This window comes from Pseudomonas sp. NPDC090233 (assembly GCF_044772285.1).
Classification (GTDB): Bacteria; Pseudomonadota; Gammaproteobacteria; order Pseudomonadales; family Pseudomonadaceae; genus Aquipseudomonas.
On sequence record NZ_JBIVYQ010000004.1, the window covers coordinates 494,912 to 508,698 of the forward strand.

Annotated in this window: 12 protein-coding genes; 3 read left to right on the forward strand and 9 right to left on the reverse strand. The window is 62.8% G+C overall.

All coding sequences use genetic code 11. From position 1 onward, the window contains the following. Positions 1-42 precede the first annotated feature (42 nt). The 4 genes from pstA to ACIQUF_RS13620 all read right to left on the reverse strand — a co-directional run bounded on the left by pstA (position 43) and on the right by ACIQUF_RS13620 (position 6,636). Positions 43-1,713, reverse strand: coding sequence for a phosphate ABC transporter permease PstA (gene pstA, locus ACIQUF_RS13605; RefSeq protein ID WP_403132146.1), 1,671 nt, complete (start codon positions 1,711-1,713; stop codon positions 43-45). Positions 1,714-1,730: 17 nt separating this feature from the next. Beyond that, a complete protein-coding gene (locus ACIQUF_RS13610) occupies positions 1,731-4,019 on the reverse strand; it encodes a phosphate ABC transporter permease (RefSeq protein ID WP_403132149.1) in 2,289 nt (762 codons plus the stop codon). 138 nt (positions 4,020-4,157) lie between these two features. Then, on the reverse strand, positions 4,158-5,156 hold the full coding sequence (locus tag ACIQUF_RS13615) for a phosphate ABC transporter substrate-binding protein PstS (protein WP_400801568.1): 999 nt from the start codon (positions 5,154-5,156) through the stop codon (positions 4,158-4,160). 190 nt (positions 5,157-5,346) lie between these two features. Beyond that, positions 5,347-6,636, reverse strand: coding sequence for an MFS transporter (locus ACIQUF_RS13620; RefSeq protein ID WP_403132152.1), 1,290 nt, complete (start codon positions 6,634-6,636; stop codon positions 5,347-5,349). Positions 6,637-6,995: 359 nt separating this feature from the next. On the opposite strand from ACIQUF_RS13620, the gene ACIQUF_RS13625 reads away from it, so the two are divergent. Both ACIQUF_RS13625 and ACIQUF_RS13630 read left to right on the forward strand, forming a co-directional pair. Then, positions 6,996-7,394, forward strand: a complete 399-nt coding sequence (locus tag ACIQUF_RS13625; protein WP_400801571.1) for an acyl-CoA thioesterase — start codon at positions 6,996-6,998, stop codon at positions 7,392-7,394. A 71-nt stretch (positions 7,395-7,465) separates the two neighbouring features. After that, the gene (locus ACIQUF_RS13630) at positions 7,466-8,362 is read left to right on the forward strand and encodes a D-hexose-6-phosphate mutarotase (protein ID WP_403132154.1); all 897 of its coding nucleotides are present in this window, start codon (positions 7,466-7,468) and stop codon (positions 8,360-8,362) included. A 108-nt stretch (positions 8,363-8,470) separates the two neighbouring features. Here the strand turns inward: ACIQUF_RS13630 and ACIQUF_RS13635 are convergent, their stop codons facing one another. The 5 genes from ACIQUF_RS13635 to ACIQUF_RS13655 form a co-directional block, all read right to left on the reverse strand. Then, entirely contained in the window at positions 8,471-9,004 is a 534-nt protein-coding gene (locus ACIQUF_RS13635) for a DUF3299 domain-containing protein (RefSeq protein ID WP_403132157.1), read from the reverse strand. A 48-nt stretch (positions 9,005-9,052) separates the two neighbouring features. Continuing rightward, entirely contained in the window at positions 9,053-9,298 is a 246-nt protein-coding gene (locus ACIQUF_RS13640; RefSeq protein ID WP_027592121.1) for a GlsB/YeaQ/YmgE family stress response membrane protein, read from the reverse strand. 96 nt (positions 9,299-9,394) lie between these two features. Then, on the reverse strand, positions 9,395-10,477 hold the full coding sequence (locus ACIQUF_RS13645; RefSeq protein WP_403132159.1) for a 5-(carboxyamino)imidazole ribonucleotide synthase: 1,083 nt from the start codon (positions 10,475-10,477) through the stop codon (positions 9,395-9,397). Positions 10,478-10,487: 10 nt separating this feature from the next. Next, on the reverse strand, positions 10,488-10,979 hold the full coding sequence (gene purE, locus ACIQUF_RS13650) for a 5-(carboxyamino)imidazole ribonucleotide mutase (protein WP_403132162.1): 492 nt from the start codon (positions 10,977-10,979) through the stop codon (positions 10,488-10,490). Positions 10,980-11,150: 171 nt separating this feature from the next. Then, entirely contained in the window at positions 11,151-12,083 is a 933-nt protein-coding gene (locus ACIQUF_RS13655) for a LysR substrate-binding domain-containing protein (RefSeq protein WP_403132165.1), read from the reverse strand. 182 nt (positions 12,084-12,265) lie between these two features. On the opposite strand from ACIQUF_RS13655, the gene aspA reads away from it, so the two are divergent. Next, a complete protein-coding gene (aspA, locus tag ACIQUF_RS13660; protein ID WP_403132168.1) occupies positions 12,266-13,690 on the forward strand; it encodes an aspartate ammonia-lyase in 1,425 nt (474 codons plus the stop codon). Positions 13,691-13,787: the final 97 nt, after the last annotated feature.

The following is a 13,787-nucleotide window of genomic DNA, read 5'->3' on the forward strand; positions in this document are numbered from 1 at the left end:
AAAGGGCCGCCCGGATGCGGGCGGCACGCTTGCAAATCAGGCTCAGTGGTCGAGCGCCTTGTACTTCTCGCGCAGGTGGTTACGGATCCACACCGCCGAGAGGTTGAGGGTGGCGATCACCATCACCAGCAGCAACGCGGTGGCGTACACCAGCGGCCGCGCGGCCTCGACGTTAGGGCTCTGGAAGCCGACGTCGTAGATGTGGAAGCCCAGGTGCATGATCTTCTGGTCCAGGTGCAGGTACGGATAGTTGCCGTCCAGCGGCAGCGATGGCGCCAGCTTCACCACACCCACCAGCATCAGCGGCGCCACTTCGCCAGCGGCGCGGGCCACGGCGAGGATCATGCCTGTCATCATCGCCGGGCTGGCCATTGGCAGGACGATTTTCCACAGCGTCTCGGCCTTGGTCGCACCCAGCGCCAGCGAGCCTTCACGCACGGTGCGTGGAATACGCGCCAGGCCTTCCTCGGTAGCCACGATCACCACCGGCACCGCCAGTAGCGCCAGGGTCAGCGAGGCCCACAGCAGGCCCGGAGTTCCCAGGGTAGGCGCCGGCAGCGACTCGGGGAAGAACAGCCGGTCGATCGAGCCGCCCAACACGTAGACGAAGAAGCCCAGGCCGAACACGCCGTAGACGATCGCCGGCACACCCGCCAGGTTGTTCACGGCGATACGGATCAGCCGGGTCACCGTACCTTGCCGGGCGTATTCACGCAGGTATACAGCTGCCAGTACACCGAACGGGGTGACGATCACGGCCATGATCAGGGTCATCATCACCGTGCCGAAGATGGCCGGGAAGATACCGCCCTCGGTGTTGGCTTCACGCGGGTCGTCGCTGAGGAACTCCCAGACCTTGGCGAAGTAGGTGCCCATCTTGGTCAGCGCGGACATGCCGTTCGGCTGGATAGCGTGCACCACCTTGCTCAGGTTGATTTCCACTTCGCGGCCGTTGCCGTCGCGGGCCACCAGGCTGTCGCGGGAGAAAGCCTGGTGCAGGCCGCTGAGGCGCTCTTCGATGGCCTTGTAGCGGCTGTTCAGCTCGGCGCGCTCGGCATCCATGTCGGCCTGTGCAGCAGCGTCCAGATTGCCGTGCAGCTCCAGCTTGCGGCTTTGCAGGCGCAGGCGCTCGAGGCCATGGTTGATGGCACCGATGTCTTTTTTCTCAAGCTGCTGCAGTTCAGCGTTGAGCTGGTTGGCGCGCTTGAGGCGGGCCTGCAATTCGTTCCAGGCGCCAGGGCCTTCGGCGACCACGCGGCCTTCTTCCTTGACGCTGACCAGGCGGCCATAGAAGTTGCCCCACTCGCGGCGCTCCAGGGCGATCAAGTCGACCGGGCGCTGCTCGTCGACCAGCCAGTCACCGACCACCCAAGTGAAGTCGCTGCCGTTGAGGTCGCGGTTACCGACCTTGATCAGCTCGCGGGTCATGAACTCCGGGCCTACGTCCGGTACCGGCAAGCCGGCACCCTTGAGGCGCGCACGCGGCACCTCTTCTTTCTGCACCACTTCACCGATGACGATGTGATCTGCCTGGCCTGGCACCTTGTAGGTGGCCTGGATCAGGTCGGCCGGCCAGAAGTGGCCGAGCCCGCGCACGGCGATCACCGCCAGCAGGCCGACGGTCATGATCACCGCCATGGCCACCGCGCCACCGCTGATCCAGACGCCGGGGGCGCCGCTCTTGAACCAGCCTTTGAGGGAATCCTTTTTCACGGATCTCTACCTTTCTATCAAAGCGACGAGTATTTCTTGCGCAGACGCTGGCGAATCAGCTCGGCCAAGGTGTTCATGATGAAGGTGAACATCAGCAGCACGAGGGCGGCGAGGAACAGCACACGGTAGTGGCTGCCGCCCACTTCGGATTCGGGCATTTCCACCGCCACGTTGGCGGCCAGGGTGCGCATGCCTTCGAACAGGTTCATCTCCATCACCGGGGTGTTGCCGGTGGCCATGAGCACGATCATGGTCTCGCCTACCGCACGGCCCATGCCGATCATCAGCGCCGAGAAGATGCCCGGGCTGGCGGTGAGGATGACCACGCGGGTCAGGGTCTGCCACGGCGTTGCGCCCAGGGCCAGGGAGCCCAGGGTCAGGCTGCGCGGCACGCTGAACACGGCGTCTTCGGCGATCGAGTAGATGTTCGGGATGACCGCGAAGCCCATGGCAATACCGACCACCAGGGCGTTGCGCTGGTCGTAGGTGATACCGAGGTCGTTGGTGATCCACAGGCGCATGTCGCCGCCGAAGAACCAGGTCTCCAGGTACGGGCTCATGGTCAGGGCGAACCAGCCGGTGAACAGGATCACCGGGATCAGGATCGCCGCTTCCCAGCCATCCGGCACCCGCAGGCGCAGCGACTCAGGCAGGCGGCTCCAGGTGAAGCCGGCCAGCAGGATGCCGAACGGCATCAGCAGGAACAGGCTGAACACACCCGGCAGGTGCCCTTCCAGGTACGGCGCCAGGAACAGGCCGGCGAAGAAGCCGAGGATCACCGTCGGCATCGCTTCCATCAGCTCGATCACCGGCTTGACCTTGCGGCGCATGCCTGGGGCCATGAAGTAGGCGGTGTAGATCGCAGCGGCAATGGCCAGCGGCGCCGCCAGGATCATTGCGTAGAACGCGGCCTTGAGGGTACCGAAGGTCAGCGGCGAGAGGCTCAGCTTGGGCTCGAAGTCGGTGTTCGACGCGGTCGACTGCCAAACGTACTTGGGCTCGTCGTAGTTCTCGTACCAGACCTTGCCCCACAGCGCGCTGAAGGACACTTCCGGGTGCGGGTTCTTCAGGCTCAGCGGCAGCAGCTTGCCACCTTGTTCGATGATGATGCGGTTGGCGCGAGGCGACAGGGCCAAGGTACCGGCACCTTCGGCAACCGGTTCTACAAGCAGGGTACGGTGCGCGGTGCTGTGGAACACGCCGAGCTTGCCTTCGCTGTCCAGGGCGATGAAGCCCTTGCGGCGCTCTTCGGCATCGATCTGCACGATTGGCGCCTTGCCCATCTGGAAGGTGCGGATCTGCTTGAAGCGCGATTCGCCGTCCGGGTCGCGGGCCATGAACCATTGGGCCAGGCCGCCCTTGGAGTCACCGATGATCAGCGAGATGCCGCCGACCAGCTGCGCGCTGGCGGTGATTTCGGTGTCGGCGTTTTCGGACAGTTTGTAGCGGCCATTGAGGCTCTTGTCGCGCAGGCTGAAGACATCTGCGGTGGCACGGCCGTTGATCACATACAGCCACTGCTGGCGCGGGTCGATGAAGATGTTCTTCACCACCTCGGTCATCTGCGGCAGCTCGATGCGGTTCTGCTCGGTGGTGACCTCTTCGGTCATCATGTTCTCGGTGCGGGTCAGCTCGATCACCTGCAGGTGCGCACCGGTGGAGCCGGCCAGCACCAGGGTATCGCCATTGACGTTGACGCTGATGTGCTCCAGCGCACGGCCCTGCTCGTCGAGGACGAATGGCTCCTGGCCATACGGGTAGTCGATGCCGGGGGTGATGGTCTTCTTGTTGTCCGGGTAGGTGATCTTGTAGGTGTGGTGGAACACCAGCGCCTTACCGTTGGACAAGCCCAGCACCACCATCGGGCTGCCCGGCTGATCGGTGCTGATCGAACTGACCTGGGTGCCCTCTGGCAGCGGCAGGTCGATACGCTTGAGTTCGTTGCCGGTCTTGGTGTCGAAGAACAGCGCCTGGCCCTTGTCCGAAACGCGCATGCCGACCAGGTTCTGCTCTTCCAGGGCGATCATCAGCGGCCTGCCGGCATCCTGCTGCAGCCAGGCCGGCTCCAGGGCTTTCTTGCTGGTCAGCGAGGCGCCCTGGAACAGCGGCAGCACCACATAGGCCAGATAGAAGAAGATCAGGGTGATGGCTGCCAGCACGGCAAGCCCGCCCACCAGTACATACCAGCGGGTCAGGCGATCCTTGAGCGCGCGCAGGCGGCGCTTGCGTTGCAACTCGGGCGTATTGAAGTCAATTCGCACGGGTGGGGAATTTGGGGTCATTGTGGAATTGGCCAGATCATTCATGCGCACACCCTAGCGGTCCCGTATGACAAAAACATGACAGTGAGTTGACGCAACAAAGCCCGCCGCGCAGGAACCCTGGCTTCGGGCCGAGAATGCGGGGAGGAGGCCAGCGTCAGTGCCGGCCTCGTCCTCAGTTACTTACTTCTTTGCAACGTTACCGTTGTGGTCCAGGCCCAGGTCAGCCAGGGCTTTGGCGGCAACTTTGGCCGGCAGCGGGATGTAGCCATCCTTCACCACGACCTGCTGGCCAGCTTGCGACAGCACCAGCTTGACGAACTCGGCTTCCAGCGGGGCCAGAGGCTTGTTCGGGGCCTTGTTTACGTAGACGTACAGGAAGCGCGACAGCGGGTAGGTGCCGTTCAGGGCGTTGGCTTCGTTGTCTTCGACGAACTCACCGCCTTCTTTCTTGGCCAGGGCGACCGTCTTGACGCTGGCGGTCTTGTAGCCGATGCCCGAGTAGCCGATGCCGTTCAGCGAGGAGCTGATCGACTGCACGACCGAAGCCGAGCCTGGCTGTTCGTTGACGTTAGGCTTGAAGTCGCCTTTGCACAGGGCTTCTTCCTTGAAGTAGCCGTAGGTGCCCGATACCGAGTTACGGCCGAACAGCTGTACTGGCTTGTTGGCCAGGTCGCCGGTCACGCCCAGGTCGCCCCAGGTTTTAACGTCGGCTTTGCCACCGCACAGGCGGGTGGAGGAGAAGATTGCATCGACCTGGGCCATGGTCAGGCCTTTGATCGGGTTGTCCTTGTGCACGAACACGGCCAGGGCGTCGACGGCGACCGGGATGGCGGTCGGCTTGTAGCCGTACTTCTGCTCGAAGGCCTGCAGCTCGACATCCTTCATCTTGCGGCTCATCGGGCCGAGGTTGGCGGTGCCTTCGGTCAGCGCGGGTGGCGCGGTGGAGGAGCCGGCAGCCTGAATCTGGATGTTTACGTTCGGATATTCCTTCTTGTAGGCCTCGGCCCACAACGTCATCAGGTTGGCGAGGGTGTCCGACCCGACGCTGGAGAGGTTGCCCGAAACACCGGTGGTCTTGGTGTAGGTCGGGATGGCTGGGTCGACAGCGGCTACCGCATTGGCGGTTGCAACGCCAGCGGCGGCGAAGGTGAGGGCCGCCATCAAACGCTTCAGTTTCATGCCTTGCTCCTAGCAGGAATATTGTGGGTGTTGGATGGAACGGGCCCAAGTATCGGCAGGCCGCATGAACACGATATGACCCCAATGTGACAATTGGATGAAAGGCCATCATTGCCGGAGGCTGGGCTGGTCCCATCACGGATGGTAGGAGCGGCTTCAGCCGCGATGAGGCCAGCAGAGGCAACGCAAATCAGCGCTTGTTGGCAAGCAAATACAGCCCCACACCGAAACCAACCGCACACAACCCCGCAACGTAATAGGCCGGCGCCATCGGGCTGACCTTGAGCAGCGCAGTCACCACCATCGGCGTCAGCCCCCCGAAAATGGCGTAAGCGACGTTGTAGGAGAACGACAGGCCGCTGAAACGCACCGCAGCCGGGAACGCTTTGACCATCACATAAGGAACGGCACCAATCACACCCACGCACAGACCGGTAATGGCATACAGCGGGAACAGCAGCTCCGGATGAGTCGGCAAGCTGTGATAGAAGGTCCAGGAAGACGTCAGCAACAACAGACTGCCGATCACGAACACACGGCCCGCACCGAAGCGGTCGGCCAAACTGCCAGAGGCAATACAGCCGAGACTGAGCAGCACGATCGCCAGGCTATTGGCCTTGAGCGAGTCGGTCGGGCTGACGTGGTAAAGGCTCTGCAGCAGCGCCGGGGTCATCAGAATGACCACGACGATACCCGCCGAAAGCAGCCAGGTCAGCAGCATCGACAGGATGATCGGCCCGCGATGATCACGCAGCACGGTGGCCAGCGGCAGTTCTTCAGCCAGCGCCTTGCGCTGCTGCATCTCGGCGAATACCGGGGTTTCGTGCAGCCAGCGGCGCAGGTACACCGCGAACAGGCCGAACACACCGCCGAGCAGGAAGGGGATACGCCAGGCGTAATCGGCGACTTCCTCTGGGCTGTACACGGTGTTGATCAGGGTCGCCACCAGCGAACCCAGCAGAATGCCCGCAGTCAGGCCGGCGGTCAGGGTGCCGCAGGCGTAGCCGGTGTTGCGGGCCGGCACGTGCTCGGAAACGAACACCCAGGCACCCGGCACCTCACCACCAATCGCCGCGCCCTGAATCACCCGCATCAGCAGCAGCAAGACCGGTGCCCACAGGCCAATCTGCGCATAAGTCGGCAGCAAACCCATGATCAGCGTCGGCAGGGCCATCATGAAGATGCTCAGGGTGAACATCTTCTTGCGCCCGAGCAGGTCACCGAAGTGCGCCATGATGATGCCGCCCAGCGGCCGCGCCAGGTAGCCTGCGGCAAAGATGCCGAAGGTCTGCATCAGGCGTAGCCATTCAGGCATGTCGGGCGGGAAGAACAGCTTGCCCACCACCGTGGCGAAGAACACGAAAATGATGAAGTCGTAGAACTCCAGTGCTCCGCCCAGGGCGGACAGTGAGAGGGTCTTGTAGTCACTGCGGGTCAGCGGCCGCGAGGGCTGCTCGATACTGCTCGGCACGGAAGTCATCGCTCGTTGTTCTCTTGTAGGTGATGCAGGCCGCTTGGCACGCGGCTTCTGGCTTGCTGGGACAGGCGAAGATAGCAAATTGCCGAGCCGTGCTGAAAGCGATACAAAATCCATACAGATATTCATGAAAGTGCGGTCGTCGCTAAGCCTTCGGCTATATATACTGGCCGTTCGTAGGAAAAGGACGCCGCTTAAGTGGGATATTGTGCGAAAACGCCGGTCTTGATGTCAGACGGTTTCGCAGAATTTCCCTACGGCCGTCCAGCGAAACGAAATCGGCGTAGTATGTTTCCAGCTGAATCGTTTACCCGGCCTTTGCGCCACACCAACGAAGCGTCACGGGTCAGAGGCCCCACCGCATGATTGAGCTCGAACAAGAAGATCCCATCCCGCAAGGCGACCTGGCCTTGCAAATCACTGCGTTGCCCCGCGAAACCAACGGTTTCGGCGACATCTTCGGCGGCTGGCTGGTCGCCCAGATGGACCTGGCCGGCACTGCCATGGCCAGCCGCGTTGCTGGGGGCCGGGTGGCCACGGTGTCCATCGACCGCATGGCCTTCCTGGTGCCGGTGGCCGTGGGTGCGCAACTGTCGTTCTATACCCACACCGAGGAAGTCGGCCGCAGCTCGATCCGCATGATGGTCGAAGTGTGGAGCGACGACCCGCTGTCCAGCGAATGGCGCAAGGTCACCGAAGCGCTGTTCGTGTTCGTCGCCATCGACGGCAGCGGCCGCACCCGTTCGGTGCCTCGTCGCTGAGCCTTGCGGGCGTTAAACTCATTGCACGTCACCGGGTCGAAGGCCCACAGGCAATCAATGAGATAAGCGCAATGGCTACCTACAAGGTCGAAACCGAGCTTCACGGCGAACTCAACTGCTGGCGCATCACCAGCGACCGCGCCGAACTACTGATCGCCCAGCAGGGTGCGCAGATCCTCAGCTACCAGTGTATTGGCGAACCGCCTCTGCTGTGGCTGAGCGACCAGGCCATCTTCCGTCAGGGCAAGTCGGTGCGCGCGGGTGTGCCGGTGTGTTGGCCGTGGTTCGGCAGCCTGCAGCGCAACCCGCCGTCGGTGCAGGCCATGTACAAGGGTGAGCAGGCGCCTGCGCATGGGCTGGCGCGCACGCGCGACTGGCAATTGCTGGGTATCGAAGACGCGGGCACCGCGCTGCGCATCGAGTTCGAACTGCCGCAGGCAAAGGGCGACCTGCCCGACTGGCCGCATGACGTCGAGCTGAAGCTGCAGATCTTGATGGGTGATGCGCTGGAGCTTAGCCTGACCAGCCGCAACATGGGCAACAGCCCGGTCACCATCAGCCAGGCCCTGCACAGCTACTTCGCCGTCAGTGATGTGCGCCAGGCGCGGGTCGAGGGCGTCGAGGGGCTGGACTACATCGAAACCCTGGCTGACTGGGAGCAGCGCCAGCAGCAGGGTGCGCTGGCGTTCACCGGTGAAACCGACCGCATCTATCTGAATACACCTGCAACGTTGAGCATCGTCGACCCACACTGGAACCGGCGCATCAAACTGACCAGCAGCGGTTCGCGCTCGGCGGTGATCTGGAACCCTTGGACCGACCGGGCCAAGGAATTGGTGGACATGGCCGATGATGGCTGGCAGCGGATGCTGTGCATCGAGACGGCGAATGTCTGGGATGATGTGGTGGAGTTGAAGCCCGGGGCAAGCAGTGCCCTCAAGGTTACTATTGCGAGTGAAGTAATCTGACCCTGGCATTGTCTGGCACGGCCTCTTCGCGGGTAAACCCGCTCCCACAAGTAGCGCGCAAATCCTGTGGGAGCGGGTTTACCCGCGAATGGGCCAGTACAGACAACCTCAAAGATCAGCATCCTCCACCACTCTCACCTGCCCCGCATCCAGCGCATACGCCGCATCGGCCAGGTCATTGCTGACCTTCTCCACCTTCAACGTCCCGCTGACCCAAAGCGGCGTGTAGATATCATCGATCTTCAACCCCTTCGGATAGCGCACCAGCACCAGCTGGTTCGGTGGCGGCGGCGGCACATGGATGCAGGCGCCGGGGTACGGCACCAGGAAGAACAGCGTGCTGTTGCCCTTGGCATCGCTTTCCAGCGGCACCGGGTAACCGCCCAAGCGGATCTGTTTGCCGTTCATGGCGGCCACGGTCTTGGTCGAATACATCACCGCCGGCAGGCCTTTGCTCTGCTTCAGGCCGCCCTTGTCAGTGAACGTGCCCATCGCCTCGGGCGAGTCGTGGTCGATTTCAGGCATCTGTTCGAGGGCTTTCTGGTCCGACTTGGGCATCAGCTCCAGCCAGTCGGTTTCAGGCAGTTCGGCATGGGCCAGGGTGCTGGCCAGGAGTAGGGGAATGAGGAAAAAGGCACGCATGAAAATGCTCGGCAACTCAGAAGAATTGCCGAGCATTCTAACCAGTATTCAGCGCTTCTTGATGAGCCCGTAGATCACCAGCAAGACCACGGCACCGACCAGCGCGCCGAAGAAGCCCGCCGCCTGCCCGGCCTGGTAGATCCCCAGCGCCTGGCCGCCATAGGTGGCGAGCAGTGAGCCGGCAATACCCAGCAGGATGGTCATGATCCAGCCCATGCTGTCGTCGCCCGGTTTGATGAAGCGGGCCAGCAGGCCGACGATGAGGCCGATGAAGATGGTTCCAATGATGCCCATGGCAATCCCTCTGCAGTGAAAATGGAACAAGCCAAAGCCTAGACGGGCTTTGACTTGTTGCCATGTTCAGAGGGCAAGGCGCTTAGAGAAGTTCGATCAGTTGCTGATCAACGCCTCTACTTCGGCGATCTTGGCCTTGAGGGTGGCCATGTCCTGGCAGCGCAGGGTGGCGTGGCCGACCTTGCGCCCGACCTTGAAGGCCTTGCCGTAATGGTGCAGGTGGCAGTCGTCGATGGCGACGACCTTGTCCACCGCCGGCACTTCACCGATGAAGTTGAGCATGGCGCTTTCACCGACCTTGGCGGTCGAACCCAGCGGCAGGCCGGCAACGGCGCGCAGGTGGTTCTCGAACTGGCTGCACTCGGCGCCTTCGATGGTCCAGTGCCCGGAGTTGTGCACACGCGGGGCGATTTCGTTGGCCTTGAGGCCACCGTCGACCTCGAAGAACTCAAAGGCCATCACGCCGACGTAGTCCAGCTGCTTGAGCACACGGCCGACGTAGTCTTCGGCAAGGCTCTGCAGCGGGTGCGAGGCGCTGGCCACCGACAGCTTCAGGATGCCGCTCTCGTGGGTGTTGTGCACCAGCGGGTAGAAGCGCGTTTCGCCATCGCGGGCACGCACGGCCACCAGCGACACTTCGCCAGTGAACGGCACAAAACCTTCCAGCAGGCACGGCACGCTGCCCAGCTCGGCAAAGGTGTCCACCACGTCTTCAGGCGTGCGCAGCACCTTCTGGCCCTTGCCGTCGTAACCCAGGGTGCGGGTCTTGAGCACGGCCGGCAGGCCGATGCTGGCCACTGCGGCGTCGAGGTCGGCCTGCGAGAGGATGTCGGCGAAGGCCGGGGTCGGGATACCCAGGTCGCGGAACATGCTCTTCTCGAACAGGCGGTCGCGGGCGATGCGCAGCGCTTCGGCGCTCGGGTAGACCGGGACGAACTGGGAGAGGAAGGCCACGGTCTCGGCCGGGACGCTTTCGAACTCGAAGGTCACCAGGTCGACTTCGTCGGCCAGCTGGCGCAGGTGGTCCTGGTCACCGTAGTCGGCACGCAGGTGCTCGCCCAGGGGCGCGGCGCAGGCGTCCGGCGCCGGGTCGAGGAAGGCGAAGTTCATGCCCAGCGGAGTGCCCGCCAAGGCCAGCATGCGGCCCAGCTGGCCGCCACCGATTACACCGATCTTCATGGGTTCTGCCTCAAGCCTGACGTGGGTCTGGGTTGTCCAGCACGGTGTCGGTCTGCTCGGTGCGGAACTGCTTGAGCGCCGCGTGGTGCTGCGGGTACTTAGCGCCGAGGATGCTCGCCGACAGCAGCGCGGCGTTGATCGCCCCGGCACGGCCGATGGCCAGGGTGGCAACCGGCACACCGGCTGGCATCTGCACGATCGACAGCAGCGAATCGACACCCGACAGCATCGACGACTGCACCGGCACGCCGAGCACCGGCAGGTGGGTCTTGGCAGCGCACATGCCTGGCAGGTGCGCAGCGCCACCGGCGCCCGCGATGATCACCTCGATGCCACGGCCTTCGGCTTCTTCAGCGTACTGGAACAGCAGATCCGGGGTGCGGTGGGCGGAAACCACCTTCACTTCGTAGGGAATGCCGAGTTTTTCCAGCATATCGGCGGTGTGGCTAAGGGTGGACCAATCGGACTTGGAGCCCATGATCACGCCAACCAGTGCACTCATCGTCGAGCCTCTTCGCTTGTGCGCCCGCAGGCGCGTCAAAAAACAACAAGCCACGCGGGACGACCGGCGTGGCTTGTTTGCTGATCCGGACCGGAGCTGCCCGGTCGAAAGGCCGCGCAGTATACCGTAACCCAGGGCGTTGCTGGCACCCCTGGCGACCAACTGTCGGCCTTATTTTTCGGGGCTTTGGCTGACTTTCGGGTCAACCGCAACGCCCCCCTCCAGCTTGCGCCACAGCAGGCGCACGTTGGCTTTGCGCACCAGCGCGCAGCGGTACAGGCGGATTTCCAGCGGCACGTGCCACTGACTGGCGCCACATATCACCAGTTCGCCACGTTCCAATTCGCCGCGCATCGACAAACGCGGCACCCAGGCGATGCCCATGCCCTCCAGTGCCATGCTCTTGAGACTGTCGGCCATGGCCGTTTCATAGACCGTGGTATAGCGCAGGTTGCGCTGGCGTAGCAGCAGGTTCACCGAACGCCCCAAAAACGCACCGGCGCTGTAGGCCAGCAACGGCACGCTGCTGTCGCCTTCGAGGTCGAACAACGGCTTGCCGTCGGCATCCACAGCACAGACCGGCAGCATTTCCGTGGTGCCCATGTGCAGCGACGGGAAGATTTCGGCGTCCATCTGCAGCGCCGCATCGGGGTCGTAGAATGCCAACATCAGGTCGCAACCACCCTCCCGTAATGCATGCACGGCATCCCCTACGTTAGTCGCAACCAGGCGAGTAGCGATGTTCAAACCGTCGTTGCGCAACTGGGCAACCCAACGTGGGAAAAAGCCCGATGCCAGGGAGTGCGCCGCGGCGATCTGGATGACCTCGCCCTGCCCTCCTTCAAGATGATGCAAATGCCGCAGAACTTCGCCCAACTGGTCGACAACAGTCCGCGCAGTGACGAGAAACAGCTGTCCCGCTTCGGTCAATTCGATCGGTGTACGGGAACGATTCACCAAGGTCAGCCCCAGCGCTGCTTCCAGGCTGCGTATGCGCCGGCTGAAGGCCGGTTGCGTCACGAAACGCCGCTCTGCGGCTTGGGAAAAACTGCGGGTCGAGGCCAGAGCACTGAAGTCTTCCAGCCATTTGCTTTCCAGGTTCACGAAGCATCTCTCCCGGCATGCACCAAAATGGAACACGCTCGAATGTCAATTGGCGTCACACGAAACACTATGCCGTTTGTGCATAGGTTAGCGTGCAACAGCATTGGCCGCAAAATCGCCTTCAGGCCTAGGATTGGCGCCATTCCGGCAGGTGCCGGGCCCAAATCGAGATGATATCCATCATGTCCTCCGCTGCATCGTTCCGCGTCGAAAAAGATCTGCTTGGTACCCTTGAAGTCCCTGCCGATGCCTACTACGGCATCCAGACCCTGCGCGCTGCCAACAATTTCCACCTCTCCGGTGTTCCGCTGTCGCACTACCCGAAACTGGTAGTCGGCCTGGCGATGGTCAAGCAGGCCGCTGCTGACGCCAACCGTGAGCTGGGGCACTTGAGCGATGCCAAGCACGCCGCGATCAGCGCAGCCTGCGCACGACTGATAAAGGGCGACTACCACGAGCAGTTCGTGGTGGACATGATTCAAGGCGGTGCTGGTACCTCCACCAACATGAACGCCAACGAAGTCATCGCCAACATCGCGCTGGAGGCCATGGGCCACCAGAAGGGTGAGTACCAGTACCTGCACCCGAACAACGATGTGAACATGGCGCAGTCGACCAACGACGCCTACCCGACCGCCATCCGCCTGGGCCTGCTGCTCGGCCACGACGCGCTGCTGGCCAGCCTCGACAGCCTGATCCAGGCCTTCGCTGCCAAAGGTAAAGAGTTCGACCACGTACTGAAGATGGGCCGTACCCAGCTGCAGGACGCCGTACCGATGACCCTGGGCCAGGAATTCCGCGCCTTCGCCACCACCATGACCGAAGACCTGCAGCGCCTGCGCTCGCTGGCCCCGGAACTGCTGACCGAAATCAACCTGGGCGGTACCGCCATCGGTACCGGCATCAACGCCGACCCGGGCTACCAGATGCTGGCCGTACAGCGCCTGGCAACCATCAGCGGCCAACCGCTGGTGCCGGCTGCCGACCTGATCGAAGCCACCTCCGACATGGGCGCCTTCGTGCTGTTCTCCGGCATGCTCAAGCGTACCGCGGTCAAGCTGTCGAAGATCTGCAACGACCTGCGCCTGCTGTCCAGCGGCCCACGCACCGGCATCAACGAAATCAACCTGCCAGCGCGTCAGCCAGGCAGCTCGATCATGCCAGGCAAGGTCAACCCGGTAATCCCGGAAGCCGTCAACCAGGTGGCCTTCGCCATCATGGGCAACGACCTGGCCCTGACCGTCGCCGCCGAAGGTGGCCAGCTGCAGCTGAACGTGATGGAGCCGCTGATCGCCTACAAGATCTTCGACTCGATCCGCCTGCTCCAGCGCGCCATGGACATGCTGCGCGAACACTGCATCGTCGGCATCACCGCCAACGAACAGCGCTGCCGTGAACTGGTCGAGCACTCGATCGGCCTGGTCACCGCCCTGAACCCTTACATCGGCTACGAAAACGCCACCCGTATCGCCCGCGTTGCCCTGGAAACCGGCCGCGGCGTACTGGAACTGGTGCGCGAAGAGAAGCTGCTGGACGAAGCGATGCTCAACGACATCCTGCGTCCGGAGAACATGATCGCTCCACGTCTGGTTCCGCTGAAGGCGTAACCCAGGCCGCTGCAAACAGTCTCACCAGGTCGAGGGACTAGACACCTCTCAACCTTTCAAAGGCCCGAGCGCACGCTCCGGGCCTTTTTTTTCGTCT